Annotated in this window: 27 protein-coding genes and 1 tRNA gene; 10 read left to right on the top strand and 18 right to left on the bottom strand. The window is 42.2% G+C overall.

Features of this window, described 5'->3' with window-relative positions; genetic code table 11:
- Nucleotides 1-60 precede the first annotated feature (60 nt).
- Nucleotides 61-1236, top strand: a complete 1176-nt coding sequence (devC, locus tag GJB62_RS11220) for an ABC transporter permease DevC (protein ID WP_114081573.1) — start codon at nucleotides 61-63, stop codon at nucleotides 1234-1236.
- A 67-nt stretch (nucleotides 1237-1303) separates the two neighbouring features.
- Here the strand turns inward: devC and GJB62_RS11215 are convergent, their stop codons facing one another.
- Both GJB62_RS11215 and GJB62_RS11210 read right to left on the bottom strand, forming a co-directional pair.
- Complete coding sequence (locus GJB62_RS11215; RefSeq protein WP_114081572.1) at nucleotides 1304-1753, bottom strand: SRPBCC family protein; 450 nt, start codon at nucleotides 1751-1753, stop codon at nucleotides 1304-1306.
- 49 nt (nucleotides 1754-1802) lie between these two features.
- A complete protein-coding gene (locus tag GJB62_RS11210) occupies nucleotides 1803-2279 on the bottom strand; it encodes a YdhR family protein (RefSeq protein ID WP_114081571.1) in 477 nt (158 codons plus the stop codon).
- Between the two features lie 89 nt (nucleotides 2280-2368).
- Between GJB62_RS11210 and GJB62_RS11205 the strand changes: the two genes are divergently transcribed.
- The 4 genes from GJB62_RS11205 (at nucleotide 2369) to GJB62_RS11190 (ending at nucleotide 6381) form a co-directional block, all read left to right on the top strand.
- The gene (locus GJB62_RS11205; protein ID WP_114081570.1) at nucleotides 2369-2974 is read left to right on the top strand and encodes a TetR/AcrR family transcriptional regulator; all 606 of its coding nucleotides are present in this window, start codon (nucleotides 2369-2371) and stop codon (nucleotides 2972-2974) included.
- 478 nt (nucleotides 2975-3452) lie between these two features.
- A tRNA-Val gene (locus GJB62_RS11200) sits at nucleotides 3453-3526 on the top strand.
- A gap of 256 nt (nucleotides 3527-3782) precedes the next feature.
- Nucleotides 3783-4979, top strand: a complete 1197-nt coding sequence (locus GJB62_RS11195; RefSeq protein WP_114081569.1) for an acyl-CoA dehydrogenase family protein — start codon at nucleotides 3783-3785, stop codon at nucleotides 4977-4979.
- 196 nt (nucleotides 4980-5175) lie between these two features.
- Entirely contained in the window at nucleotides 5176-6381 is a 1206-nt protein-coding gene (locus GJB62_RS11190; protein WP_114081568.1) for a glutathione S-transferase family protein, read from the top strand.
- Nucleotides 6382-6476: 95 nt separating this feature from the next.
- Here the strand turns inward: GJB62_RS11190 and GJB62_RS11185 are convergent, their stop codons facing one another.
- The 10 genes from GJB62_RS11185 to GJB62_RS11140 form a co-directional block, all read right to left on the bottom strand.
- Entirely contained in the window at nucleotides 6477-6644 is a 168-nt protein-coding gene (locus GJB62_RS11185) for a hypothetical protein (protein ID WP_159402501.1), read from the bottom strand.
- A 181-nt stretch (nucleotides 6645-6825) separates the two neighbouring features.
- On the bottom strand, nucleotides 6826-7125 hold the full coding sequence (locus tag GJB62_RS11180; RefSeq protein WP_114081567.1) for a chaperone modulator CbpM: 300 nt from the start codon (nucleotides 7123-7125) through the stop codon (nucleotides 6826-6828).
- On the bottom strand, nucleotides 7122-8087 hold the full coding sequence (locus GJB62_RS11175; protein WP_114081566.1) for a DnaJ C-terminal domain-containing protein: 966 nt from the start codon (nucleotides 8085-8087) through the stop codon (nucleotides 7122-7124). The genes GJB62_RS11180 and GJB62_RS11175 overlap by 4 nt, the downstream gene beginning before the upstream one ends.
- Nucleotides 8088-8192: 105 nt before the next feature.
- Nucleotides 8193-10082: a molecular chaperone DnaK gene (gene dnaK / locus GJB62_RS11170; protein WP_114081565.1), complete on the bottom strand. Its 1890-nt coding sequence runs from the start codon at nucleotides 10080-10082 to the stop codon at nucleotides 8193-8195.
- A 209-nt stretch (nucleotides 10083-10291) separates the two neighbouring features.
- Nucleotides 10292-10462 (bottom strand): YetF domain-containing protein, encoded by a 171-nt coding sequence (locus GJB62_RS11165; protein ID WP_159402500.1) that lies wholly within the window; start codon nucleotides 10460-10462, stop codon nucleotides 10292-10294.
- A 142-nt stretch (nucleotides 10463-10604) separates the two neighbouring features.
- Nucleotides 10605-10946, bottom strand: a complete 342-nt coding sequence (locus tag GJB62_RS11160; protein WP_114081563.1) for a hypothetical protein — start codon at nucleotides 10944-10946, stop codon at nucleotides 10605-10607.
- 554 nt (nucleotides 10947-11500) lie between these two features.
- Nucleotides 11501-12811: a nitrogenase iron-molybdenum cofactor biosynthesis protein NifN gene (gene nifN, locus GJB62_RS11155; RefSeq protein WP_114081562.1), complete on the bottom strand. Its 1311-nt coding sequence runs from the start codon at nucleotides 12809-12811 to the stop codon at nucleotides 11501-11503.
- Nucleotides 12811-14205, bottom strand: coding sequence for a nitrogenase iron-molybdenum cofactor biosynthesis protein NifE (gene nifE, locus GJB62_RS11150; protein WP_114081561.1), 1395 nt, complete (start codon nucleotides 14203-14205; stop codon nucleotides 12811-12813). Before nifE ends, nifN begins: the two co-directional genes overlap by 1 nt.
- 371 nt (nucleotides 14206-14576) lie before the next feature.
- Entirely contained in the window at nucleotides 14577-15542 is a 966-nt protein-coding gene (nifH, locus tag GJB62_RS11145) for a nitrogenase iron protein (protein WP_012412139.1), read from the bottom strand.
- A 520-nt stretch (nucleotides 15543-16062) separates the two neighbouring features.
- On the bottom strand, nucleotides 16063-17196 hold the full coding sequence (locus GJB62_RS11140; RefSeq protein ID WP_114081559.1) for a substrate-binding domain-containing protein: 1134 nt from the start codon (nucleotides 17194-17196) through the stop codon (nucleotides 16063-16065).
- Nucleotides 17197-17740: 544 nt separating this feature from the next.
- Between GJB62_RS11140 and GJB62_RS11135 the strand changes: the two genes are divergently transcribed.
- A complete protein-coding gene (locus GJB62_RS11135; protein ID WP_114081558.1) occupies nucleotides 17741-18112 on the top strand; it encodes a hypothetical protein in 372 nt (123 codons plus the stop codon).
- A 108-nt stretch (nucleotides 18113-18220) separates the two neighbouring features.
- On the opposite strand, the gene GJB62_RS11130 is transcribed toward GJB62_RS11135, so the two are convergent.
- Nucleotides 18221-19117, bottom strand: a complete 897-nt coding sequence (locus tag GJB62_RS11130; RefSeq protein WP_114081557.1) for a LysR family transcriptional regulator — start codon at nucleotides 19115-19117, stop codon at nucleotides 18221-18223.
- A 105-nt stretch (nucleotides 19118-19222) separates the two neighbouring features.
- Here GJB62_RS11130 and ilvD point away from each other — a divergent pair, with 105 nt between their 5' ends.
- From ilvD to GJB62_RS11115, 3 genes are all read left to right on the top strand, one after another.
- A complete protein-coding gene (gene ilvD / locus GJB62_RS11125) occupies nucleotides 19223-20911 on the top strand; it encodes a dihydroxy-acid dehydratase (RefSeq protein ID WP_114081556.1) in 1689 nt (562 codons plus the stop codon).
- Between the two features lie 98 nt (nucleotides 20912-21009).
- Nucleotides 21010-21459: a glyoxalase/bleomycin resistance/extradiol dioxygenase family protein gene (locus GJB62_RS11120; RefSeq protein WP_114081555.1), complete on the top strand. Its 450-nt coding sequence runs from the start codon at nucleotides 21010-21012 to the stop codon at nucleotides 21457-21459.
- Between the two features lie 202 nt (nucleotides 21460-21661).
- Nucleotides 21662-22117, top strand: a complete 456-nt coding sequence (locus tag GJB62_RS11115) for a hypothetical protein (RefSeq protein WP_245246138.1) — start codon at nucleotides 21662-21664, stop codon at nucleotides 22115-22117.
- Between the two features lie 176 nt (nucleotides 22118-22293).
- Here the strand turns inward: GJB62_RS11115 and GJB62_RS11110 are convergent, their stop codons facing one another.
- Together GJB62_RS11110 and GJB62_RS38000 are read right to left on the bottom strand one after the other, a co-directional pair.
- Nucleotides 22294-22800 carry a DUF1993 domain-containing protein gene (locus GJB62_RS11110; protein WP_114081554.1) on the bottom strand — a complete coding sequence of 169 codons (507 nt, stop codon included), beginning with the start codon at nucleotides 22798-22800 and terminating at the stop codon, nucleotides 22294-22296.
- A 174-nt stretch (nucleotides 22801-22974) separates the two neighbouring features.
- On the bottom strand, nucleotides 22975-23103 hold the full coding sequence (locus GJB62_RS38000) for a hypothetical protein (protein ID WP_258551435.1): 129 nt from the start codon (nucleotides 23101-23103) through the stop codon (nucleotides 22975-22977).
- 260 nt (nucleotides 23104-23363) lie between these two features.
- Here GJB62_RS38000 and GJB62_RS11105 point away from each other — a divergent pair, with 260 nt between their 5' ends.
- Nucleotides 23364-23561 carry an NblA/ycf18 family protein gene (locus GJB62_RS11105; protein ID WP_114081553.1) on the top strand — a complete coding sequence of 66 codons (198 nt, stop codon included), beginning with the start codon at nucleotides 23364-23366 and terminating at the stop codon, nucleotides 23559-23561.
- A gap of 160 nt (nucleotides 23562-23721) precedes the next feature.
- On the opposite strand, the gene GJB62_RS11100 is transcribed toward GJB62_RS11105, so the two are convergent.
- From GJB62_RS11100 to GJB62_RS11090, 3 genes are all read right to left on the bottom strand, one after another.
- On the bottom strand, nucleotides 23722-23904 hold the full coding sequence (locus tag GJB62_RS11100; RefSeq protein ID WP_147262479.1) for a hypothetical protein: 183 nt from the start codon (nucleotides 23902-23904) through the stop codon (nucleotides 23722-23724).
- 46 nt (nucleotides 23905-23950) lie between these two features.
- A complete protein-coding gene (locus tag GJB62_RS11095) occupies nucleotides 23951-24184 on the bottom strand; it encodes an EF-hand domain-containing protein (protein WP_114081552.1) in 234 nt (77 codons plus the stop codon).
- 111 nt (nucleotides 24185-24295) lie between these two features.
- Entirely contained in the window at nucleotides 24296-24670 is a 375-nt protein-coding gene (locus GJB62_RS11090; RefSeq protein ID WP_114081551.1) for a hypothetical protein, read from the bottom strand.
- Nucleotides 24671-25170 lie beyond the last annotated feature (500 nt).

Below are 25170 nucleotides of genomic sequence, written 5' to 3'. Positions count from 1 at the left end.
AACTAATAAAAATCTCATTATTAGCTATTTTTTACCCTGTTCTAAATTGGAAATATAAATATGATACTTCGCAAAAAAATACCAGTAGCTTGGTTGCAACTTAGATATCAGAAAGCCAGATTAATTATTGCTTTATTAGGAGTGGTTTTTGCTGTAGTAATTGTCTTCGTCCAACTAGGCATTCGAGATGCTTTATTTGACAGTGCTGTTCGTTTGCACCAAGGCTTACAAGGGGATTGTTTTTTGATTAGTCCTCGTTCTACAGCTTTAATTGCTATGGAAAGTTTTCCAGAACGACGTTTATCTCAGTCTTTAGCATTTCCAGAAGTTAACTATGTTGCACCGGTATATTTAGGCTTTGGTCAATGGAAAAATCCCGAAACTAAAGATTATTGGCGGAATATATTTGTGATTGGTTTTGATATTCGCTATCAGGTCGTAGATTTTCCTGGAGTTGAGGAAAATATCAACAAACTAAAAATTCCAAATGTGGTTTTATTTGACCGCAGTTCTCGCGCTGAATTCGGGCCTGTGGTTGCAGATTTTGAGCAAAAAGGTAATGTAGAAACAGAAATTGGTAATCGTTCTTCAAATCGCCGGGTTAAAGTAGCTGGACTATTTAATCTAGGTACATCTTTTGGTTCCGATGGAAATTTAGTCACCAGTCATCTTAACTTCTTAAGGATTTTTAGCTCTCGTTATAAAGGATTAATTGATATTGGTTTAATCAAATTAAAACCAGGATATGATGCCCAAGAGTTTACAGAAAAGTTAAAAACCTTTTTACCTAAAGATGTAAAAGTATTATCAAAAGAACAATTGATTGCTTTTGAAAAAAATTACTGGCAAACTAGTACAGCTATTGGATTTATTTTTAACTTAGGGGTAGGATTAGGAATTGTGGTAGGTATTGTAGTCGTATATCAAATTCTCTATACCAATGTTTCTGAACATTTACCCCAGTATGCCACTTTAAAAGCAATTGGTTATCAACAAAGATACCTTTTATCTATAGTTTTACAGCAAGCATTATTAATTGCAATTTTAGGCTACATACCGGGGTTTTTAATTTCTATAATTCAGTATGAATTTGCTAAAAAGGCAACACTTCTACCTATTGTAATGACAATAGATAGAGCTGGTTTTGTGCTGATAGCAACTGTTATTATGTGTTTTGTTTCGGGTGCAACAGCTGTGAGAAAACTCAAACAAGCAGATCCGGCTGATATTTTTTAGTTAGTAGAGACGTTGCAATGCAACATCTCTACAGGATTTATACGCATTGTGATTAATGTGAAATAGATTAGTCTGCTGTTTTTTCTAAGTAACCTTTTCCAATACTTTTAGCTTCAGCTATTTCCCTGATATTCTCCATCACTCTCGGTAAAACTTTTTTAAACTTTTTGCCGAGAAGCCAACCAAATAAAAATGCCAAGGCTCCTTTAAATGACACTTCATGAGTAAATGATGTAGTATCTGCATAGATACTCAAGTAGCGATGTACATTTAACTTGCAAAATGGTAACTGAATTGTGAATGTATAACTCTTACCTGGGCTAAACTGCGAAATTGTAAATTTAGAAGTTGTACCCGTTTTCGGTGTTAATTTACCTATCGCACCAAGCTTAAAAGGACTCTCAAGATATGAATCACACAGTTCGGTATCCCATACTGACCAATTATCTACATCAGTCCAAATCGCCCAAATTTTTTCAGGTGTGGCAAACGTTGTGACAGTATTGCTAAACTTCATATGACTCTCTCATCTGGTTAGATACAATGCAGTATGCAAGTTTTTGAGATTATTTAAGCTGACTGATAGGGCCTCGTGTAACGATCGTAGGATCTTCAAGAATATTGAACTTTTTGACTACGATATTACTAATTGCTGAGTTATTTCTCATTCCAACATTGAAAATATTTTCGACATAGTTGTTCAGAGATTTTTCATCTTCAAACAGATAAAACCCACTAGCTTCTTTGTTACCTTCATCAATTGACCAAATTTTCCAGCGTAGTCCTGGTGCTTTGGCGATACGAGGCGCAACATCCTTCATCTGCTTTCTAAAGTCAGACGTGGAGTTGTTGTATTTGAAATTAATCTGAAGGATACGACTAGAAGTTGATGGATTTGTCTGATTTTCAGCCAATAAATTTTGCGAAGTGACACTCGTCGCACCAGCAAAAGATCCTGCTAGCCCAACTGTACCAACCACAAACATCAAGCGAAGCAATTTCCCTAGCATATTTTTTGCCTTTTGATCGAGATTTGGCAACATTTGAGACACAAAGGACAAAACTGTCGTGAAGAAGTACTATATTGACATTGCCAATATGACATTAAATATTGTCACTGTCAATATGACCTATGAAACCAAAAGATAAATATCATCACGGTAATTTACGTAACAAATTAATTGCAATTGCAACAGAACTTCTGTCAGAAGAAGGCGCTCATAGTTTGAGTTTGCGGAAGATTTCTCAAAGAGCAGGAGTCAGCCATAACGCTCCGTATATGCACTTTGCAGATAAAGAGGCGGTTTTAGCAGCGATCGCAGAAGAAGGTTTTCGGTTGCTGTCAGCGCAAGTAGAAACAGCAATAAAGGAAGTTAATAAAGATACTAAGCAACAGTTGATTGCTGCTAGCAGTGCATACGTCAACTTCGCCTTAGAGCATTCAAATCATTTACAGGTAATGTTCTGTTACTACAATCCAGAGAAATATCCGAGTTTGATCGAGGTTTCACAGACATCCCTAGATCAATTATTTAAAATTGTCCAAGCAGGACAGAAAGACGGAACGCTGATTGCGGGCAATCCTCACGAAATAACCAAAACAATTTGGGCATTGGTACATGGTGTAGCAGCGATTTCTATTGCTTATGAATCAAAGATTATACTTCCAGAAAAAAATTCAGCACAAGAGGTAGTATCCACATTTGTGACGCTGTTGCTGAATGGATTAGCCAGATGAAGTAAGCAACTGCTCTTCTCATGAAGAGTCTATTGCCAATAAGAACAGTTATGTTACGCAATTGTGACTTTGATCATAAATTGAGGTGAGACTCGTTCCAATACTGCTCGGTTAAAAGAAAATAGGGGGTGAGGTAAAGAAGAAACTGTTCGCGTGTTTATTACGAGAAAAAATGAGAGAACAAGCTAGTTTCAGAGATGGTGCAAGTATCTCTAAAATTAGGAATTAAACAATTGAGGGTGAGTAAATCGGCGAAAAAAGATATCAATTTACGGGTTCAAAATGAATTAGCTCAAATGTCTTGCGAGTTAATCTCCTCTTTGACAAGTTATGATTTCATCCATGAAGCTTTATTCTATGCATCTTCATAGAGAATTGGTATTACGCACTCAAAATCTAAAACCCCCTTAAAAAAGCTTGGGTCTTTATCTTGTGCGATCGTAAAAGTATATGCTACTATCAATAATTGTGTGGTTAAGGACGTATAGCTCAGTTGGTTAGAGCGCTACGTTGACATCGTAGAGGTCACTGGTTCGAATCCAGTTACGTCCATTTTTGTTGTAGATTCACGAATTGTTGAATTTACAACAAAACCAAATTGGTTCATGGTGTATTGCCATCCCAGCAAGTGGAAGCATTTGAGCTAGCCAGCATCTATTTTACCACAGATGCGTAGGCAAAGCCCGTCGCAGACATCGCTTCCAATTCTTGGTAACTCAGAGAGAGGGTTAAAATAGGTCCTATGTTAAGTTTGCAGGAACATCAATTTTTTGTGGGATGAGAGTAAAGTGAGCTTTAAGGAGTATCTATGTCACAGTTGGAGCAAGCACTGCCAGACACCTTTGTAACCAAAAGCTTAGAAATCCCCAATATTTTCGACCAGGTTGAGGCTCTAGCTAAAGACTTTGCCACCCGTGCAGGCGCACACGATAAAGAGGGTTCCTTTCCCTTCGAGAATTTTACAGCTCTGTCTGAGGCAAAATTACTTAGCCTCACCATTCCTCGTGAATTAGGTGGTGAGGGTTTAGGGCTATCAACTATCTGCCGAGTCATTGAAGGGATAGCACGTGGCGATGCTTCAACTGCGCTAGTACTGACGATGCACTATCTCCAACATGCCAATGCAGCCCGTAGCCGTCGCTGGCATCCAGAAGTATATAAAAGGTTGTGTCGTGAATCCATTGAAGGCATTGCCCTGATCAATGCCGCCCGTGTTGAACCAGAGTTAGGAACCCCAGCTAGAGGCGGATTACCTGCCACAATTGCCGAACGGACAACAGAGGGTTGGCGTTTAACAGGCCACAAGCAATACACTACCGGTAGTCCCATCCTCAGCTACTTTGTGGTTTGGGCGCGGACAACTGAAGATGAACCACAAGTTGGCAATTTTTTGGTTCCGCGCGATTTGCCCGGTTTGCAAATTGTCGAAACCTGGGATCACTTGGGGATGAGAGCTACAGGCAGCCACGATCTGATTTTGGAGAATGTATTAATTCCCTTAGAGTACGCCCTGAATATCAGTCCCATATCTGCTGCGCCATCACTTGATCCACTGATTTCCACTTGGGGCAGCTTGACAGTGAGCGCTTTATATCTCGGTGTGGCTACCAGTGCGCGAGACTGGCTGGTTAAATATCTTTGGGAGCGATCGCCTTCTAATCTCAAAGAACCGCTAGCAACTCTGCCACGCTTCCAAACTGCCGTGGGTGAAATAGAAGCACTGCTATTTGCTAACAATAGATTAATTTATAGTTTGGCTCAAGATATTGATCGGGGCGAGTACGATCCTAACGTCGGATTACAGGCACAAGCTGTTAAATACCTTACTACAACTAACTCAATTCGTTCTGTGGAGATTGCTTTGGAACTAACTGGTAATCCTGGTATGTTAAAAAGAAATCCTTTAGAGCGACACTACCGAGACGTTCTGTGCAGCCGTATCCATACACCACAAAACGATGTTATTTGTCAGTCATTAGGGAAGTCGGCACTGAAAGTCAAGTAATGGAGGAGTGGGGCAACAATTCTCATTATGAGAATTGCTGTAGAGTTTGAGATATACCAGATCACTTCAACTTTTTCTTCAAGCAGAAATAGAAAGAATTGATGGGCGAATCTATCGGTTAAATTAAGCCTTGGTGTAATTGAAAATATTGTAGAGTATAGAATTGCCCTAAGTATTGTCCTACGCAACTCACCCTATGACTACCGCACCCTTAAGCTGGGAAGAACTAGAAGCCCTTACGGACTATCAAATAGATACCGTTAATGGTCTCACCAATGCTAAAGCCCGGTTGCGCTTGTTTGGGAAGCCAGAATCTGATGTGCGGGTAACGCTGTACCGTGATAACCATGCCTGGTGTCCTTACTGTCAAAAAGTTTGGTTATGGTTAGAGGAAAAACAGATCCCTTACCGCATCGAAAAAGTGACAATGTTCTGCTACGGGGAGAAAGAAAGTTGGTACAAACGTAAGGTACCGTCAGGAATGCTCCCTGCGATCGAGCTAGATGGACGGATTATTAAGGAAAGCGATGACATTTTGATCGCTTTGGAAAAGGTTTTTGCTCCATTGAACCAAGGGATGGAAGACCGCATGGTGCTTCCTCTACGTCAATTAGAACGACTATTATTTAGAGCCTGGTGCGCTTGGCTATGCTCTAAAGCCGGTTCCTCTCAACAAGAACAACGCAACCGAGAACAATTTATCGCAGTGGTGGCTATGGTCGAGGAGGCTCTGGGCCGCACCCCAAGCCCTTACTTTCTAGATAGCTTTGGCATCGTCGATGTCATTTTTACGCCATATCTCGAACGGATGAATGCGAGCCTTTACTACTACAAGGGCTACTCCCTGCGATCGCAAAACCCCCGCTTGAGCGCATGGTTTGCGGCAATGGAAAGCCGACCAACTTACTGCGGTACCCAGAGCGACTTTCACACCCACGCACATGATTTGCCGCCCCAGATGGGGGGCTGTTGGGAAAACGGCGAAACCCAGATGCTTCTCAATAAAGCACAGGTGGATAATGGCCCCTGGTTTGGGCTACCAGATGTTGCTTATCCAGAACCCGAAAACTCCCGCATGGAAGCTCTTAAGCGAACCATCGAGCATCGCATCAATATTATCCGAGTCAACCCCTTAGATGATAAATTGTTTGATCAAGCGCTACGTTGTGCTTTAACACACATGATGACAGGTGAAGACTGTGTACCTCCATCGGGAGCTGATGTTGCTCTCCGATATTTGCGCGATCGCATTAATGTACCGCGAGATATGTCCATCTACGCAGCCAAGCGATTGAGGGAATCCCTGGAAAAAACCGCAGCCCTGGCGGGTGATGGGCAGCCAGACCCCATTCCCACTAAGCATCGACGAGATCAAGACCCGTCTAACTTTGTCATCAAGTAGGATTACCGCACCCAATACGGTTCGGATAAGCATTTTTCACTTTCCTTGTGGTCTGGGGAAAGGGTAAGGGGTAAGGGGTAAAGGATGGAATGGCACTAAGTTAATCGCAAAGCCCTGATATAACTTGCTTTTTGAGTGTGGGGAGTGGGGGAAGTGTGGGGAGTGTGGGGGGTAAGACTTCTTCCCCATCCTCCCACACCTCCCACACCTCCCACACCTCCCACACCATGCCCTGACGAGGTTTCAGCTTTTCTTAGTGCCATTCGGTAAAGGATGTATTCAAAACCTTTCCCCTTTTCCCTTTCCCCTTTAACCGAACCGTATTATTACCGCACCCATCCTGCCAGATCGCGCTCCTCTCTCTCAAAATGAGCCAATGGTGAGTAACTTGTTAAAATTTTGATCGCGCCAACTTTTTCACCTCTGAGTATTGGGTGATGTTTTTCAAGAAGGCTGCAACGCTTTTAGCTGTGCCCGTAACTGGGCAATTTCTTGAGCCATATCCATGACCATTGCTGCGCCTACGAGATTTAGCCCCAAATCTTGACGCAAGCGTTGGATTTGAGCAATTCGCGCAATTTCTCGTGAGTGTAGCATTGAGCCTTTCGGTTCGATCAATCCGAGTTGCACAAATTGCTCAATTACAATCGTTGAAGTTTGGGTAACAGAGGCTGCATACTCAAACGTATAAAGGCGATCGCCTTCATGGGAAACAACTGTACTGGAGAGGCTAAACTCGCTCATAACGTTACTCCTTGTAATGCAGTACGTGGATTAAAGCTGCTATTAGCCTGAATCTTTTCATAGCAATCCCGCTCAATTTTGCTTAACTCTTTCGGAGACACGATCTGAAGTTTCACAATTAGGTCAGTTCGCCCGCCTTTTGGTTGCGTCCAGCCTTTTCCTCGCAACCGCAGCGATTGACCGGAACGCACGCCTTTCGGAACGCTCAATGTGACGCTACCCTCTGGTGTTGGTACTTGAATTTGAGCGCCTAAGACCGCTTCATCTGGACGAATAGGAACTTCGCAGGTTAAGTTGTCACCCGAAAACTGAAAAAACGGATGGGGAAGCACCTCGATTGTGAGATACAAATCACCTCGCTGTTGAGAAAAAGGGCTAGAGCGACCTTTACCTTTAATGCGAATTCGACTACCCGGTTTGGCACCTGCGGGAATCCGAACGTTAATGGTTTCATCATCCAACTGCAACCGCTTTTGAATGCCATGAAACGCTTCCGAGAAGGAAAGTGCGATCGCAGCTTCGGTATCGGGTGCTGGTGCTTGGCTACGAAATGGGCCAAAGTCATCAGGCTGCCTAGTCGAGGTGCGGTAATAAGTCCGTCCTGCTCTTGTCCTATCCCCTAAACCACCCAGCAAATCATTGATAAAATCATCAAAGTTGCTATATTGGTCAAAATTATCTGCATAGGTGCTAGTTCCTCTAGGAGGAGTACCGCTAACCTCCGCTTGCTTCCAGTACTGCCCAAAAGAGTCATACTTTTGGCGCTTTTCTGGGTTTGATAAAACTTCGTTGGCTTCATTGATGTCTTTGAATTTTTCCTCGGCTTCTGGATTGCCGGGATTCACATCAGGATGATATTTGCGGGCAAGTTTGCGGTAAGCTCGCTTAATTTCGTCAGAAGTTGCAGTTTTGCTAACTCCCAAAAGGTTGTAATAATCTTTGAAATCAGTTGCAGTTGGCATGATTCGATACTCAAAATCCGACTATTCTGCACTCGGAACGTCTTTTGTCAGTGTCATTGTTGAGTTGTTGAAAGTCGGTAGTCTCCAGTGGTTGTAATGCAGGCTTTAGCTAACAAAATCGGCATCAATCACATCGTCATTGTTTTGTCCGGTTGGCTGATTTCTTGGATTAGGATTGCTAGTTGCTGCGTTAGCTTGGGCGTAAACGGCGCTACCGATTTGCATGAGTGCTTGTTGAAGATTCGTTGTGAGCGATCGCATTTGATTGTAGTCTTCTCCCTCAATTGCCGATCGCAACTCGTCAATCAATTGTTGCGCCCGACTTTTATCTGCTTGAGAAACTCGACCATTCAAGTCTTGCAGTTGTTTTTCTGCCTGATAAACCAGCGAGTCCGCATTATTTTTGGTGTCGATTTGCTCGCGGCGTTGGCGATCTTCTTGGGCATGAGTTTCTGCATCTCGTACCATGCGTTCCACGTCGTGTTTATCCAGCGTCGAAGCGCCTGAGATTGTAATCGATTGTTCTTTACCAGTGGCGCGATCTTTAGCAGTTACCGATAGTAACCCATTTGCATCGAGGTCGAACGTTACTTCAATTTGAGGTACTCCACGCGGAGCCGGAGGAATGCCATCGAGCCGAAACGTACCTAAACTCTTATTGTCTGCGACAAGTTCCCGTTCTCCTTGCAGAACATGAATTTCGACATTCGGCTGGCCATCGGCGGCGGTTGAAAACGTCTCGGATTTCTTCACCGGAATCGTCGTGTTGCGGGGAATAATTTTTGTCATCACCCCGCCCATCGTTTCCACCCCTAAAGAAAGCGGTGTTACATCTAGCAGCAGTACATCCTTCACTTCTCCCGCCAGTACTCCACCCTGAATTGCTGCACCCACAGCAACTACTTCATCCGGGTTCACTCCCTGATTTGGATCTTTGCCTGTGATGCGTCTAACGAGTTGTTGCACGGCGGGAATTCGGGTGGAACCGCCTACTAGGACAACTTCATCAAGATTGGCATTGTTCAGATTGGCATCGTTGAGAGCTTGTTCAACTGGGATGCGGGAGCGATCGAGCAAGTCAGCGCAGAGTTTCTCAAACTCCGCCCTAGTTAAGGTTATATCCAGGTGCTTTGGCCCCTCTTGAGTTGCCGTGATGAAGGGAAGATTAATCGTCGTTTGGGTAGCGCTAGAAAGTTCAATTTTGGCTTTTTCTGCGGCTTCAGTTAACCGTTGCAGGGCTTGCTTATCTTTGCGTAAATCAATACCTTCGTGGCGCTGAAAATCATTTGCAACATAATCGACAATCTTTTTATCAAAGTCATCGCCGCCTAAATGGGTATCTCCACTCGTGGCTTTGACTTCAAATACACCTTCTCCAACTTCTAAAATCGAAACGTCGAACGTGCCGCCCCCTAAGTCAAAGACTAGGATTGTTTCGTTGCCTTTTTTGTCTAAACCATAAGCAAGTGCTGCCGCCGTAGGTTCGTTAATGATGCGGAGTACTTCTAGCCCTGCAATTTTGCCTGCATCTTTGGTTGCTTGTCGTTGCGAATCGTTAAAGTAAGCAGGCACAGTAATGACTGCTTGCGTAATGGGTTCTCCTAGATATTTACTGGCATCATCTGTAAGTTTTCGCAAAACTTGAGCAGAAATTTCTTCAGGCGCGAATTGTTTTTTTAGCGCTGGACAATCGAGTTTGACATTGCCATTACTATCACGAACGACTTTGTAAGAAACTTCACTCGCTTCGTGGGTGATTTCATCGTGTTTGCGTCCGATAAACCGTTTGACCGAGTAGAACGTGTTCTCTGGATTCATTACCGCTTGTCGTCGAGCAATTTGACCAACCAGACGTTCGCCTGTTTTTGTATATGCAACTACAGAAGGAGTGATGCGTTGTCCTTCTGCATTGGCAATCACAAGTGGTTGTCCACCTTCGATGACTGCAATACAAGAGTTAGTTGTCCCTAAATCAATTCCAACAACTTTTGCCATAACTTTCGATTCCTCTCATCAGATTTTGAGCTGCTGATTGTAGTTCTAAGAAACTTCAGTAGTATTAAAAGCTCAACTTGTAACTAACAGTTCTCCGACAGATTGTCTTGTTCTTCTTTAAGGAAACTATTCAGAAATTTTCTGTGCATCAACCGATAGAAAGACAAAAAAGTATCCAGTATATATATTTTTGCCATTAACGTTGTGAGTTATGCATTCGGATCGGACAAGTGAGCGTTGCTGCGTAAAGATGCGATCAAATCAGTTTGGCTAACATGGGCTTTTTTCAGGTTATTTAATTGAATTTCGCCATCTTGAATTAGAATTAGCGAGTTACCAGTGATGATTTGACGGAAACTGTGGGAGCGATCGCTAATCAAACCAAAATACCCACCAGCACAAAACTTACACCTATGGTTCCCAAAAATCGTGCCGAGCCATTAATTGCACGGCTCAACAGAGAGCTGGAGGTAGTACTAATAGCCAGTTGATATTGTCCCCAACTGTTGATTCATCTGATATTTATTCAATCTCTATTTCCCAAGGTTCTCCTTTATTATCTGGTGTAAAAAGCTGAATTTTGGACTTGTTAGAAAATTGCTTCAACTGTTTGATGAACTGTGGAATAGCATCAACAATATGCAGATAGCTTTCTATGTCATAGCAGATAATGATTAACATCAGAGGACTAGTATTTATTTTGAAATACCAGTGACAATTTGATAGTAAAACTCGCATAAGTGGGGAACAGGCTTGATAAAATCGCCTACAAGTAGCTTCTTCTAGTTGCCTGTAAAATAACTCGTTAAGTATAGTTGCTCCAGTTGGAGGCAGATCATCTGCGGGAAGAAGGGATTTATTCATAACACGAAATTAGGCATTGTGAATTAGTTTTTCTATTAATCACTGATAACTCAGGATTTACCAGCCTTACTTAGCACGAAGATTTTTTGGAGTATTGTGTAGTAAAAAAAGGTTGGCGAAGCAATTTTTTACTAATGCTACCTCCATTTTTTAAACACTTAGGACTTACGCAAAAACCCTTTAAAACTCTCATTCCTCAGTGACCTCTGCGGTAGCCTGCGGCAAGCCACTTTGTGTCTACGTTTTTCGTTACTCGTGCGTAAGTCTTAACACTATCAAGTGCAATACTTGCTCTAGGAAACGGCGTTTGTCAAAAATTCCCTGAATCAGCACCTCTAGTTCAGTTGCGCCCTTGGAAGCAAAATCCTCACGATTGATTGTGTGCTAGGGTAAAAACTCTTGCCATTCCAAGGTTAATATATGGACTTATGCCTGATTTTGGTAAGCAATAATTAGGGCTGTAGTGTAAAAAAGCTTCAGTCTCTGTTGAGAGTAATACTGGATTCGCCGATAACCTTTGCTTGGATGAATCGAGACAATAACTGCTAATCTGTTTAGTGCTTAATCTTTGCTTCAGCCTCTAAAAACAGATTGCCAATATCAAACAAAAACTGCATAGTACCTCGATAGCCAACTTTGGTAAATTGACTGTGATCTAAGCGGTCAAAAATGGGAATCCCTTGACGGTAGAGAGGAATTTTTAAGCGTTGAGCGATCGCCATTCCATGAGAGTTGGTAATCAGCAAATCAGATCCAACCGCCAGTTGTTCAAAGTCTTCCAAATCGCCAATAGTGACGCTAGGAATCGGCAGTTTTTCTAACAGAGGAAAGCGTGTTGTTGTTACTGCTGCGTGAATCTGAACTCCTAGCGATCGCAAAAAAGAAACCGTTGACCAAAGTAAATCGGGTTCCAGCGCCAAAGAAACTCGCTTGCAACCAAAGTAAAAGTGATTCTCCAACATCACATGTTTTAGCTGACGGCGTTGACGGCGGTATTTCTCCGGTACGCTGACACCACTGATATCTGCCAATGCTTGCAAGAATTTATCTACTGCTAGTAGTCCCGTCAGTTCACTAAATACTTCATAGGGTATATTGAATCTCCGATCCAAAATTTGCGCTGCACCTCGCATACTCTCACCTAGTGCCAAAGTGAATACAGAAGTGCCAATTGAACGCAATTGTGCCAATGTAGTGCCATTAGCTGCGATGGCGCTAGAAGAATCTTCTATATGACTATCTAGTACGCCAGAAAGGTCAGGTACAACAATAGGTTCAAGTCCAAAAGAGGTGACAATCTCTTTGATTTCCTGTACATCCCCTGGTGTGAAAGCAGAACTCGCTAAAATGGTGATTTGTGTAGGACAAGCATTTTGCTTGGAGCTTTTTTGGGGAATTTCCCTGACTATACTTTCGACTGCGCCAGCAAAGCCATCCTGTAATGTACCTTTGAAATCAGGTGTAGAGACAAGCACAATTGGTAAATAATCCAGTTCTGGGTGACGGTGGCGAATCTCTTTAACAAAGCGCCCCATATCATCGCCTCTGGTTTCCACGAGTCCAGTGCTACAAAGACCGATAATTTCTGGCTTGGATCTCTGCACCAAAGTCAAGATTGCTTGTTCAACCCTTTCCTCGCCACCCAAAATGGTTGCAACTTCTGTCATTGCCGTACTGGAAAGGGGAATCGTCTGACGGAAATGCTGTACTAATACTGCCTTCGTCAAAGCAGTACAGCCTTGTGAACCGTGTAACAAAGGCATTATTCCCTTTAACCCCAAAAAGGCTAAAACTGCACCTACAGTCTGGCTTTGCTTGAGGGGATTAACTGCAACAGATGTACTCGTAACGCTAATAATCGCCATTAGATGTTCTCCTCTGGAGAATTTCCTGTTTCCCACGGGGCTGGTTGAGATACTTGCTCCCACACAGGGGTGTAAAAAGCAGCATAGAGTTCTCGTGCTACCTCTAAAATTCCCATATAGCCTGCATAGGCATGGTTGCGTTCTTGATTAACGTCTAGGAATGGAATCCTAGCAGTAAGAGAGGTGTCTTGATGGTGTTTATCAGCAATTAACATATCAGCTTGATTTGCGTTAATTATCTGTAAAATTTCTTGAGGACTATTTTGTTCTAGAATTATGCCATCTTGACCCAGTAAAGTTTTGACTCTAATTCTATCCTCCTCAGTATTATTATTAGTACTAATAGCAATAACTTCCATCCCCAATTTCTTCGCAGCAAAGATAATCAACCAGCTCTTGAAACTTCCAACAGAAAGGAGAACCCGCTTACCTTGTAATTGGGTGATATAAAGAGCGAGTTTTTCATCTATTGCAGCAGTCTCTTCTGCAATTAGCTGTTCTGTACGTTCTTGTAAACTAGAATTACCCAACTTGGCAGCAATATTTCTTAGACATTGATTGATTTGCTCTATCCCGTAAATAGACTCTTCAATATAAGGAATGCCATATTTTTTTTCCATCCTTTTAGCCACGTTGATTAGTGCTTTGGAGGAGAGGATCACATTAAGTTTGGCACGATGGGCACAGCAAACTTCTTTGTAGATAGCATCGCCTGTAATTTTTGCCAAAACTCTAATACCTAATTTCTCCAACAACGGTAGAACATTCCATATTGCACCTGCAATATTGTATTCACCAATTAGGTTGATATCATAAGGTGTAGTTGTATCTGGTTCAGCTGTTCCAATAACGTGTGAAAGCATTGCTTCACCAGCGACACGGTTGCCCAAATTTTGGTTCCCAATGAATCCAGGGCAATGTACAGGGATAGTGGGTATTCCTGTTTTCTCGGTGGCATCTTTGCAAACTCCCTCGATGTCATCCCCAATCAAAGCGGTGATGCAAGTGGAATAAACAAATACCGCCGCAGGTTTGTAGCGTCTTTGTAATTCTAAAATGCCTTTGTACAGCTTTTTGGCTCCACCGAAGATGATATCGTTCTCATCGATGTCACTGCTAAAGCGTATCTTGTACAGCATCGAACCAGATGAGAGACTGCCGTGAATTCCCCAAATACTGGCAGCACAGCCACTTGGCCCGTGGACTACATGAGCAGCATCAGTGATTGGTACAAGAGTAATCATTGCACTATCAAAAGCGCAACTCCCTTGAGTAGTTCCAGGTTGGGGTAATTGTGTGGAAGACTTTTTTTTCTTTTGTATCTGCTGCTGACGAGCATCTTCAGAATTAGAGTCACTGAGTGAATCGTTGGTTTTTCCTGGCGTGGGATTCATTTGTTTGGTGACAATAGGTAGAAATTTTTAGATATTAGCTGAATTCCCAAAGGCTGAGGAGGATTTTCATTTATTCACCGTGGTATCTAAAGATGGATAAAAGGGAATGATCAAGAGAATTTATCATCCCCTAAAACATAAACATCATCTAGGTTAGAGAAGGAGAAAACAAAAACATGAACTAGACTATTAAATTATTAATGTTGTCCTGTACACGTTAGTTGATTAGTGTTAACACGGTGAAAAAGAAACGCGCAGAGTTAAGATTAGCTATTCGACTACCTCCATTTTAAATGATTGGTGAGAAGGTGGGCTATTCTCGCCCACCTAATATTTACTTTGTATTTAGCACCTGATTCTGAAGAATAAGCTTACTTCTTCTCGCTACCAGAAACTATTTCTACGTTTCCTTTTTTGAGTGCTTCTAGTGCTTCACCTTCAGCATCTTCTTGTTTTTTAGCTGCGTCTGCTTGGCTAATTAGTTTCGCAGCATTTTCTTCACTTTCAAGGATACCGAATTCAATCAACAAATCTTCTAGCTCATCCATCTCGATGGGTGTGGGAACGGCGAGATTTGTATTGTTGATAATCTTGTCTGCTAATGTACGGTATTCATGAGCTTGCTTGCTGTCGGGTGCATACTCGTTCACTGTCATCCGCCGCAATTCGGCGTGTTGCACGATATTGTCACGGGGGACGAAGTGAATCATCTGAGTACTTAATCTGGCTGCAAGGGTGCTAATCAGTTCATCTTCCCGGTCAGTTTTGCGGCTGTTACAAATTAGCCCACCCAAACGTACCCCACCTGTGTGAGCATATTTGAGAACGCCACGAGCAATGTTGTTAGCTGCAAACATCGCCATCATTTCACCGGAGGTAACGATGTAGATTTCTTGGGCTTTACCTTCACGAATTGGCATAGCGAAACCACCACACACAACGTCGCCCAACACGTCGTAGGATACGAAATCTACATCTGAGTAAGCGCCGTTTTCTTCAAGGAAGTTGATAGCAGTGATGATACCCCGACCGGCGCAACCAACACCAGGTTCTGGCCCACCTGATTCTACACATCTGATATTTCGGAAGCCAGTTATTACCACTTCTTCGAGTTCAATATCTTCCACAGCGCCCCGTTCAGCAGCTAAGTGCAACACTGTGGTTTGGGCTTTACAGTGCAAAATCAATCGGGTAGAGTCAGCTTTGGGGTCACATCCGACAATCAAGATGCGTTTACCCACTTCTGCCATCGCAGCAAGGGTATTTTGGGAAGTGGTAGATTTACCAATACCACCTTTACCGTAAAAAGCAATCTGTCTAATTTTTTCGTCGGACATGATAATTTATCCTGCAATTGTTTGTTTGGTGGGTCTGTCGATTCATGAAGCGATGCCTACGGCGGTAAACTACGCACTTTGTGCCGGAAGTACTCGCATTGTAAAATTACAGCACTGGCCTTATGTAGAACGTCGTTGGAGGCGCTCGTTCTACAGCAAAAAGAGCCCGAATCCACAACATATTCAAGTTTTGGTAAGTTTTCATTGGCCATTAGTCATTGTTTTTTCTGACTAATGGCTAGAGCAATGAGACATCACTCAAGGAATATTGCAAGTATTACCATCCGCTCACTCAAATGATTTCTCTAGCGGTAGTAGTACCAATTGGAAAAAAGAAAGCTACATATTCCAAACTGGAAACTCAAATTCAATCCGAATTACGAATTACGAATTACGAATTCAGCATTATCAGTTGTTGTAATTCTCTGAAGGTCGCTCAAACCTCAAGAGTGGTTGCAGCAGGAATTTCAATTTACGCCAAGTATTCCTTTAAGCACACAACCAACCATTGCAACCCACTCTAAACAGTCGCTACAACTTCCCCGATTTTGCTGATATCGTAACCGCCGAGAATTTCAAATTGTGAGTGAACCATCCGATGTCCCAAAGTACTGAGCAATTGCTGTACAGGTGCTTCTTCTAGATATTCCTTGAGAATCACCAAATCATATCGTGACTGATGTAAAGGGATAAATCCCAGCCCAAAAGCGGTAGCTACAGATGCCGTACTCATACCAGCATCAGCAATTCCTAATCCTACAACTTGGGCAACGTCCTGGTGACTTTTGAATACATTGTCAAAGCCCTGAACAGCATCGAATGGTATCTGTTCTTTGTGGAGTGTTTGTTCCAAAAGCATCCGACTACCAGAACCGATTTCGCGGTTAACAATAGTCGCTCCCCCAGCAACTAAGTCAGTCACTGTTCTAATTCCCATCGGGTTGCCAGGCTTCAATAAAAGTCCCTCTTCCCAAACACCAAGGGTAATCAGAACTGCTTCCCTCCCAGCCAGAACATCTCGAACAAAGGGAGTATTATACTCACCAGTTTCAGGATCGTACAAATGCATCCCAGCGATGTGCGCCTCACCTCTGCATAGACTGTGCAATGCAGCCATGCTATTGGCGAAGTTATATTGAACTCGCAGTTGGGGATGCCAGCGTTCGGTGGCTCTTGCCCATAGTGAAATCACAGGGGCACAACCAGCAATCACAACGGTGTTGTGAAGTGTGTCGAGATTATCGTCTAGTAGCCTGACTCGAACTTTACTTGTACCTATTTGGCTAGTACCTTCTCCATCAGCCGGAATCATATCTTGGCGAAAAGCATCCTTACCAATCAAGGGATAAGCTATCCATTGTCCTCCTACACGAGCCACACTAACTCGTAGTTGCTGATCGTTAGGAACAGGTTTGGCAAGGACGGCTTCGATTTCAGGTAAATCCCGCTCTAACCAGAATAGATCCTCAACTTGACAGCCAAGCGCTTTGGCCAAGCGAAGTGTTATGGCAACAGAGGGAGCATATAATCCCGACTCTACACCACTAATAGTCTGACGAGTCACACTAGCGATGTTAGCCAAATCTTGTTGGCTCATGCCTAAGCGAGTTCTAATGGACTTCAAGTTATTACGGAGGTCACTATCCTGCTTCATTGGCTTTATCTCTTAGTTTCAAAAAGCCGTAGCGGATTTAACTTGTATCTGCCAAGGCGAAAGTATGGTCTTTGAGTTTATATCATTTCTCTCTGACGACTTTTTGTGCTTTCGCTATCTTGATTCCCCATACAAAAAGACTATCACAAAAATTGCAAGTTTGCTTGCGAAGCGCAAATTATTTTTGCAAGTGGTTGTTTTTTAGCTGCTATTATCGCTCAAAAGCCCCAAATTCCAATAAACAGAGCATGTGTCTAGCAAGAAAGATTTACCAATAAAATTGGTAAAAGTAGCGTTTGATACAGTTTTAGAGATTATTTTCAGCTTTGATGCTTGATAGACGAGTAATAAAAGCCGTAGAAAACATACCAATCAATTTCGTACTTGGGGATGAATTTTACCCTGACTAAAAATTACCAATTTGACTAGAGTGAATATGCACATAGCATCAGCAAAGAATTGCTGTTTTAATTGGTTGCACAATTAGGTATTTACCAAAGTATGCAACAGATGACATGAGATTACTATTGTTAGGAACAAAGCAATGATTACCGAAGAAGACTTAGCCCAGCAATTTAACGTAATTATTGAACACACTCACCCACAGGTATGGAAACTGTTAAGCCAATGTTATGTGAAGGTGATCAATCCTCATCCTCACTTAACAAGAGTGAATATAAAAACGTGTATCCGTCATGCAAAATACATTGGAATTTACTGCCCTGATAGACTAATTAGTGCTGTCGTAGAACAAAAAAATCTCATTAGAGAAGTAGCAGAATATTTGGGTCTAGTTGAGGTTGTTTGCTTGAATGCCAATAACTTAATGCGCGATCCACTCTCAAATCTTAAGCAAGCTTATCCCCAGTTGTGGTTAGACTTGTTGTGGATTGTCACTCAAGAACAAGAACTCTAGCTATTATCGACAGATTTTTGTGCAATCTTCTATCTGGAAAAACTGTAATTACCAATCTTCACCGCAGCTTTGTTACATCAAAGCAATCTAATGGAGGCGATCGCCTTTTTAACTGATTAATTCACCACAGACACTTCTGACAATTTGTAGAAACTCCCGTAAAACAGGTGTCATATCCTCTTGTCGCCACACTACAGCCGTTTCTACTAACGGTGTTTTTTCTTCTAAAGTGCGATAAACTACACCAGCCCTTTGAAGATTTTGCAAAGAAGACGGTATAATCGCAATCCCCATTCCCGCAGACACTAGTCCGATGATTGTCTGCATTTGGATTGCTTCTTGAGTTACTTTTGGGCTGAAATTTCCTTGCTGGCAAAGACTCAGGATTTGATCGTAAAGTCCAGGGCCCAAATGGCGGGGGAACATAATAAAATTTTCGTCTTTTAGCTCGCGCACTGAAATATTTTCTTGTCTAGCTAAGAAATGAGTTTCTAGCAAAGCTACAATTAGTCCTTCTTGCTGAATACATTCTTGATTGAAAGTGTTGTCTTCTAAAGGTGGATGGGCAAAACCTACATGGATGCGGCGATTGAATAGCGCTTGTTCTTGCTGAGTTGTCGTTAACTCCTGCAATACTAACTCTACCTCTAGAAACTGTTCTCGAAACCGCCGCAAAATCACAGGCAGCAAATCGTAAGTTACCAAGCTGGTGAAACCTACTCGTAGTTGTCCTTTCTCACCCCTACCTGTCCGTTGAGTCAGATCAATTGCCTTGGACAGTTGAGCGAACAATTGATAAGCTTCTTGCAAAAATACTTGTCCGGCTTCCGTTAGCTGCACCTGTCGTTTAGTTTTGCGTTGAAAAAGTTCTACCCCTAGTTCTGTTTCTAGCTGCTGAATTTGCTGGCTTAAGGGCGGTTGAGCAATGTGAAGTCGCTCTGCGGCTCTACTAAAGTGCAGTTCTTCAGCTACAGCAATGAAGTAGCGCAGGTGTCGCAGTTCCATAAGTTTGATATTTTATAAGTCTCAAATATTCATAAATATATATTGGACATATCAAAAGCTGCTACATATCATACTCATATATGCAAGTCAGAGGATGATGTAACTATGTCGGAGAATTTGAGAAGCCAAGTAGTAACGCAAGGAGTACAGCGATCGCCAAATCGAGCTATGCTGCGTGCAGTTGGTTTTAAAGATGAAGATTTCAACAAAGCCATTGTCGGTATAGCCAACGGTTACAGCACCATCACCCCCTGTAATATGGGGATAAATCAACTGGCGCAAAGGGCGGAGGTAGGGATTAAAACCGCCGGAGCGATGCCGCAAGTGTTTGGCACGATTACCATCAGCGACGGCATTTCAATGGGAACAGAAGGGATGAAATATTCCCTAGTATCGCGGGAAGTCATCGCCGATTCCATTGAAACCGCCTGTACCGGACAAAGTATGGATGGTGTGCTAGCCATTGGCGGCTGTGATAAAAATATGCCAGGCGCAATGCTGGCGATCGCCCGGATGAATATCCCTGCAATATTCGTTTACGGTGGCACAATTAAACCTGGTCACTACAACGGACGTGACTTAACTGTTGTCAGTTCTTTTGAAGCTGTTGGTCAATACAGTGCTGGAAAAATTGACGAAAAAGAATTATTAGAAGTCGAAAGTCGGGCTTGTCCTGGCGCTGGTTCTTGTGGGGGAATGTTCACAGCTAACACCATGTCTTCAGCATTTGAAGCGATGGGAATGAGTTTGCCCTATTCTTCCACAATGGCAGCCGAAGATGCTGAAAAAGCTGACAGCACCGAAAAATCAGCCTTTGTGTTAGTCGAAGCCATCAAAAAACAAATCTTACCTCGCCAAATTATCACCCGCAAATCTATAGAGAATGCCATCTCTGTGATTATGGCGGTGGGTGGTTCAACTAATGCCGTATTGCATTTTTTAGCGATCGCTCGCGCCGCTAATGTAGAGTTAATCCTGGATGACTTTGAAACAATCCGCGCCCGTGTTCCCGTTTTGTGTGATTTAAAACCAAGTGGTAAGTATGTCGCTACAGATTTGCATAAAGCTGGTGGTATTCCGCAAGTAATGAAGATGCTACTTGTGCATGACTTGTTACATGGTGATAGCCTGACCATTAGCGGTCAAACCATTGCAGAGATATTAGCAGATATACCAGAAGAGCCATCCGCCAATCAAGATGTGATTCGGACTTGGAATAACCCGATGTATGCCCAAGGACATTTAGCCATCCTCAGAGGTAATCTGGCAACGGAAGGGTCTGTCGCCAAAATTACCGGAGTTAAAAAGCCAGTAATTACCGGCCCCGCACGGGTGTTTGAATCGGAAGAAGCTTCTTTAGATGCAATTTTGGCCGGTAAGATTCAAGCTGGTGATATTCTCGTCATCCGTTATGAAGGGCCTAAGGGCGGCCCTGGAATGCGCGAAATGTTGGCTCCCACCTCGGCAATTATCGGTGCTGGTTTGGGTGACGCTGTGGGATTAATTACTGACGGACGCTTTTCTGGCGGTACTTATGGCATGGTAGTTGGTCATGTTGCGCCAGAAGCAGCCGTTGGTGGTGCGATCGCGCTTGTCGAAGAAGGCGATAGTATTACGATTGATGCACCTGCACGACTCTTGCAGTTGAATATCTCCGAAGAAGAATTGGCCCATCGTCGTGCTAATTGGCAACCCCCCACTCCACGTTACACCAAAGGCGTGTTGGCGAAATATGCCAAACTGGTATCTTCTAGCAGTCTTGGGGCTGTAACAGATTTGGATTTGTTCAAATAATATATAGATCGGGTAATTGATACAGAGTTTTAAGATTGCAGAAAATGTAGTTAGCCTAAACTACAATACATTTGTACTAAATTATCTCTGCAACAATTATGGCAGTTAAACCTATTCCATCCGGTTATCATACTGTTACGCCGTATCTTTTTGTCGAAGGGGCAGCAACCCTAATCGAGTTTCTCAAACAGGGATTTGCAGCTAAGGAAATTCGTCATACCCTACATCCAGAAGGTAGCATCATGAATGCTGAAGTCAAAATTGGCGACTCAGTAATAATGGTGAGCGAAGCAAGGTGTGAATTTAAGCCGATGCCAAGTTCCATTTACCTATATGTTGAGAATACGGACACAATTTATGACAATGCTCTCAAAGCAGGTGCTACCTCAATGATGCAGCCAAATGATGAATTTTGGGGCGATCGCCATGCGGCTGTGAAAGACCCAAACGGAAATTATTGGTGGATTGCGACTCATCAAGAGGATGTTTCATCCGAAGAGATCGAACAACGAATTAAAGTCTTGTTTGACAGCAAAGAAGAAGTCTAATTTGGCATCCCAACTAGGTAAGTATGACTTGAACAAGAAAGTGGATAACCTCTCCCTTTCTTGTTCAAATCACAACAGAATTAAGAGACTCCTTAGTTCAATCAAGCCTTAATCGTCAACACATTGGCTTTGATACAGTGAGTAAAAAACGTTTTTAATTTTTAATTTTTAATTCCGCCTTGCGGTGACTATGAGGTTGCTGATGAAACCTAAAGTTGTAATTACCCACTGGGTTCATCCAGAAATTATTACAAACTTAAGTGAGTATTGTGAGGTAGTTGCAAATCCAACTAGAGAGACTTTACCGCGTGAAGAAATTCTCAAGTTGGCGCAGGACGCTGAAGCTTTGATGGTTTTTATGCCAGATCAAATCGATGAGGCGTTTCTGAAAGCTTGTCCAAAATTGAAGATTATCGCCGGAGCATTGAAAGGTTACGATAACTTTGATGTTGATGCCTGCACTCGTCAAGGTGTGTGGTTCACCATCGTGCCTAGCTTATTGGCTGTGCCAACAGCTGAGTTAACCATTGGACTGATCATCGGGTTAGCCCGTCAGATGTTGCCAGGCGATCGCTTAATTCGTCAAGGCAAGTTTGCAGGTTGGCGGCCCCATCTATACGGCGTGGGATTAGCAAACCGAATAGTCCTACAGTATTAGATTTTACTAATTAATCGGCGAGATTCAAGCCAGTGTAATTATCGAGAAAGAGAGAAGGGAAATGTTGAAGAAGAAAAAACTTTTCCCCACAATGCCAAGAAGTCAAGAAGTCTATTTTTTACTAACCCAAGCAAGATCGGAAATTCTCGAAAAAATTGCGTTAGATATTGCTCTAATTAAGGCTGACCAAGGAAGTCTTGTTTGCCAAGTTCGACACCGCAGTGTCTGAGAATGTTATATGCTGTTGTAACATGGAAATAAAGATTTGGTAAAACAAAATAGAACAGATATGGCATTCCTTGAAAAGAGAGAGTATTGTCACGCATTTGTAGGGTAATTTCTCTTTCTTCTGAACCGTCAATTTGTTCAGGTTTAAACGTATTTAAATGAGAGATAGTTTTTTGAATGCGGTCAATAAGTTGAGGAAATGTAGTTTCATTGTCCTCGAATTTAGGTGGTTCTATAAGAGCTAACCGTGCGGCACCTCTATTTACTATGTCAGAGGCAATTTGCACTTGTTTTGATAATGGAAACATATCTGGGGATAGACGACTATTAATCAACACAGAAGGATCTATTTTTTTAGTTTCAGCATAAGCAGCACCTTTTTCAAGAATGTTTGTAAGGTTATTCAGTGTGCGAATAGACACGGGTATTAAAGCTTGGTACATTGAAATGGTCATTGAAATTTCTCCAGAAAAAGTTCAAACGACTTTGAGCCGCCCATCTAATATTAGAGGGTATTGACTGTGATGTTGTGTCAAAGAATATGGAACCAAATTTAGTCACAGATCCAAAGATACTGAATGTTTTGAACGAACTCATACAACTCTGGACGATCTTTCATCGCCCCTTTCTCACGCCATCCATCCATTCATTCCACTGTGGCGCATCTGTAACCAGTTGAGCAAATTTGTCATATTCACATTCTCAAACTTCAGCATCACGCCGCGACGCTCACCACTATTGCCCAAAGTATTGCCCATCCTCTCCAACAGCGATGGCGCAAGCAGAGGCTAAAAATGCTTTAAAAACTTCAAAGTAAGAAACTTTAGAACTTAGGTTTTTACTTGGGTTGCCACAATGGAGTGATATCAAGGTTTTCAGCAGCAGATACGGCATTTCTAACCTACGTCGGTACGGTTTACACCCTTTAATTTTTGTAAAGCCATCGTAATATTTATTTATATAAAGCAATATTTGCTTACATAAGCAAACTCAAATAAAAGAGTAGGTAATAAAAGCGATGAATCAACCCATTGAATTATCTTTAGAACAAGAATTTAGCCTTAGAACTTTCTCTGATCAAGTGCAGCAGATGTCCCGTGAACAAGCTCAAGAGTTTTTGCTGATGCTGTATCAGCAGATGATGATAAGGGAAAAGACTTACCAAGAATTGCTCAAACATCAGTGGGAAGTTGATTCCGGTTCAATCTTGGGTTAAAACTAACCTTGTGAAGTTACTTTAAGCGACTCAGAAGACAACGAACACAAAATTGTTTTTTTCAAGGGCAAGGCAATAGAGATTATTTGCTCCAAACTGGGAAACTGCAAAATAACCGACTACCAGTAACAGTTTTGATGAAATAGTGTACTACTGTGACCTACACCACCACCAACCAATTGCACACCACAGACGTACACCTGCTCCTAAAGTTAACCCAAATCTGCCACAGCCCCAGGTATGCCATCCAGTAAGGCTTACCATCAGCAATGCCAACAGCCGAGCCTATTGTGGAGACTAGCTGTTGGTAGAACTGACCAGCGCTGTGCAAACCTTGCTGCAATTTCAGCTTCAGGATTTTTGGGTATTGGGTGTTAGGAATTAGGTTGCTAGGTTAAATTATTTGCTTTCTCAACTGCTTCCTTTAACTCTTCAAAGGTAATACTACCGTCTTCGTCTGAATCATAATTTACTAGTAATTCCTGGGGACTAGTGGTATTTGTTTCGGATGAGACGATTGCACTTAAGCCAGGACTTAAAAAAAGATCATTAATGGATACTTTGCCGTCTTGATCGCTATCTAAGGTATTAAAAAGAGATTGAAGCTCTTGCTCGGTTGTCATAAGTTTCTATCTGAATTAGTTTTTCAACTTAATATCTCATTAATCTCTGATTAATCTCTCAAAATTAAATAAACTTGTATCTTTAGACGTAGAAACGGCTATCGCTGGGGCTTAGATCGGGTGTACGCTGTGGGTTACAGGGGTTACACCGTATTGATCGTTGAGTAACAAAAGATTTAATGTCTGCCAAACACGGCAATCAACAGATGATTCACGCCATCCACTCCACCCTTGAATTCGCAGACTGCGATGGCGCAAGCGCCCGCCGTAGGCGATCGCCAGAAGTACCTCTGTAAGCAAAGAAACCAACTCCAATTGCCTCCGGGTCAGCAGTATACATTCCATAGGATTGCTGACGAACAACTTGCAGGCAAAAAGATCAATCGATTGTGCAGTCAACCACTGATCTAATGTTTGGGCAGGATCGGCAACCAGGGCAAACGCATCTAAATATTGACGAACCTGAATCAGAGTGGAATTTAGCAAAACCCCAATCAGATAAGGCTTTCAGGAAATTAAATATTTACGTGTATGGTAATGTAGTAGTTTTTTAATCAAATAAGATTACCATATCGATGTCTATATATTTTCTCCAAACTCCTATTTAGGATACAGCTTAAATATTTATCCCCCCAAAGATAGAATTAAAATTAATTTTTACTAGCAAAAATTAATCTAATTTTATTCCTTAAGGTAGATGACTTTTTAATTAAAAAACTATCCTGTGAACACAGTTTTCCATTATAAATTTAATTACTATTTTTATTATTTCCATAAATTTTTTCAATATCTAAAACTCTAGTGTTAAACAGCAAATAAGTCTACAATGAACTGTTAATTGCTGGATGTAGCAATTTGTACTTGATTAAATTAAATTTGAAAGTTATTAGGTTAGGTAAACCGAAAAGTTAAAGTATGTCCTGTACCGAATGGCACTAAGATAAGCGCAAACCCTTGATTTCACTGGCTTTTGAGTGTGGGGAGTG

The organism is Nostoc sp. ATCC 53789, assembly GCF_009873495.1.
GTDB lineage: Bacteria > Cyanobacteriota > Cyanobacteriia > Cyanobacteriales > Nostocaceae > Nostoc > Nostoc muscorum_A.
Note: the sequence above shows the minus strand (reverse complement) of the source record. Positions and strands in the feature narration are given on the sequence as shown.

Bases quoted from the DNA above. Each gene is read 5' to 3' on its own strand.
- GJB62_RS11215 (WP_114081572.1), bottom strand. From the start codon at position 1,753: ATGAAGTTTAGCAATACTGTCACAACGTTTGCCACACCTGAAAAAATT.
- devC (WP_114081573.1), top strand. From the start codon at position 61: ATGATACTTCGCAAAAAAATACCAGTAGCTTGGTTGCAACTTAGATAT.
- GJB62_RS11115 (WP_245246138.1), top strand. From the start codon at position 21,662: ATGAAACCTAAAGTTGTAATTACCCACTGGGTTCATCCAGAAATTATT.
- GJB62_RS11195 (WP_114081569.1), top strand. From the start codon at position 3,783: ATGTCACAGTTGGAGCAAGCACTGCCAGACACCTTTGTAACCAAAAGC.
- GJB62_RS11160 (WP_114081563.1), bottom strand. From the start codon at position 10,946: ATGAATAAATCCCTTCTTCCCGCAGATGATCTGCCTCCAACTGGAGCA.
- dnaK (WP_114081565.1), bottom strand. From the start codon at position 10,082: ATGGCAAAAGTTGTTGGAATTGATTTAGGGACAACTAACTCTTGTATT.
- GJB62_RS38000 (WP_258551435.1), bottom strand. From the start codon at position 23,103: ATGGGCAATACTTTGGGCAATAGTGGTGAGCGTCGCGGCGTGATGCTG.
- GJB62_RS11095 (WP_114081552.1), bottom strand. From the start codon at position 24,184: ATGACAACCGAGCAAGAGCTTCAATCTCTTTTTAATACCTTAGATAGC.
- GJB62_RS11120 (WP_114081555.1), top strand. From the start codon at position 21,010: ATGGCAGTTAAACCTATTCCATCCGGTTATCATACTGTTACGCCGTAT.
- GJB62_RS11105 (WP_114081553.1), top strand. From the start codon at position 23,364: ATGAATCAACCCATTGAATTATCTTTAGAACAAGAATTTAGCCTTAGA.
- nifE (WP_114081561.1), bottom strand. From the start codon at position 14,205: ATGAATCCCACGCCAGGAAAAACCAACGATTCACTCAGTGACTCTAAT.
- GJB62_RS11210 (WP_114081571.1), bottom strand. From the start codon at position 2,279: ATGTTGCCAAATCTCGATCAAAAGGCAAAAAATATGCTAGGGAAATTG.
- GJB62_RS11190 (WP_114081568.1), top strand. From the start codon at position 5,176: ATGACTACCGCACCCTTAAGCTGGGAAGAACTAGAAGCCCTTACGGAC.
- ilvD (WP_114081556.1), top strand. From the start codon at position 19,223: ATGTCGGAGAATTTGAGAAGCCAAGTAGTAACGCAAGGAGTACAGCGA.
- nifH (WP_012412139.1), bottom strand. From the start codon at position 15,542: ATGTCCGACGAAAAAATTAGACAGATTGCTTTTTACGGTAAAGGTGGT.
- GJB62_RS11135 (WP_114081558.1), top strand. From the start codon at position 17,741: ATGATTACCGAAGAAGACTTAGCCCAGCAATTTAACGTAATTATTGAA.
- GJB62_RS11140 (WP_114081559.1), bottom strand. From the start codon at position 17,196: ATGAAGCAGGATAGTGACCTCCGTAATAACTTGAAGTCCATTAGAACT.
- GJB62_RS11130 (WP_114081557.1), bottom strand. From the start codon at position 19,117: ATGGAACTGCGACACCTGCGCTACTTCATTGCTGTAGCTGAAGAACTG.
- GJB62_RS11205 (WP_114081570.1), top strand. From the start codon at position 2,369: ATGAAACCAAAAGATAAATATCATCACGGTAATTTACGTAACAAATTA.
- GJB62_RS11185 (WP_159402501.1), bottom strand. From the start codon at position 6,644: ATGGCACTAAGAAAAGCTGAAACCTCGTCAGGGCATGGTGTGGGAGGT.
- nifN (WP_114081562.1), bottom strand. From the start codon at position 12,811: ATGGCGATTATTAGCGTTACGAGTACATCTGTTGCAGTTAATCCCCTC.
- GJB62_RS11110 (WP_114081554.1), bottom strand. From the start codon at position 22,800: ATGACCATTTCAATGTACCAAGCTTTAATACCCGTGTCTATTCGCACA.
- GJB62_RS11180 (WP_114081567.1), bottom strand. From the start codon at position 7,125: ATGAGCGAGTTTAGCCTCTCCAGTACAGTTGTTTCCCATGAAGGCGAT.
- GJB62_RS11175 (WP_114081566.1), bottom strand. From the start codon at position 8,087: ATGCCAACTGCAACTGATTTCAAAGATTATTACAACCTTTTGGGAGTT.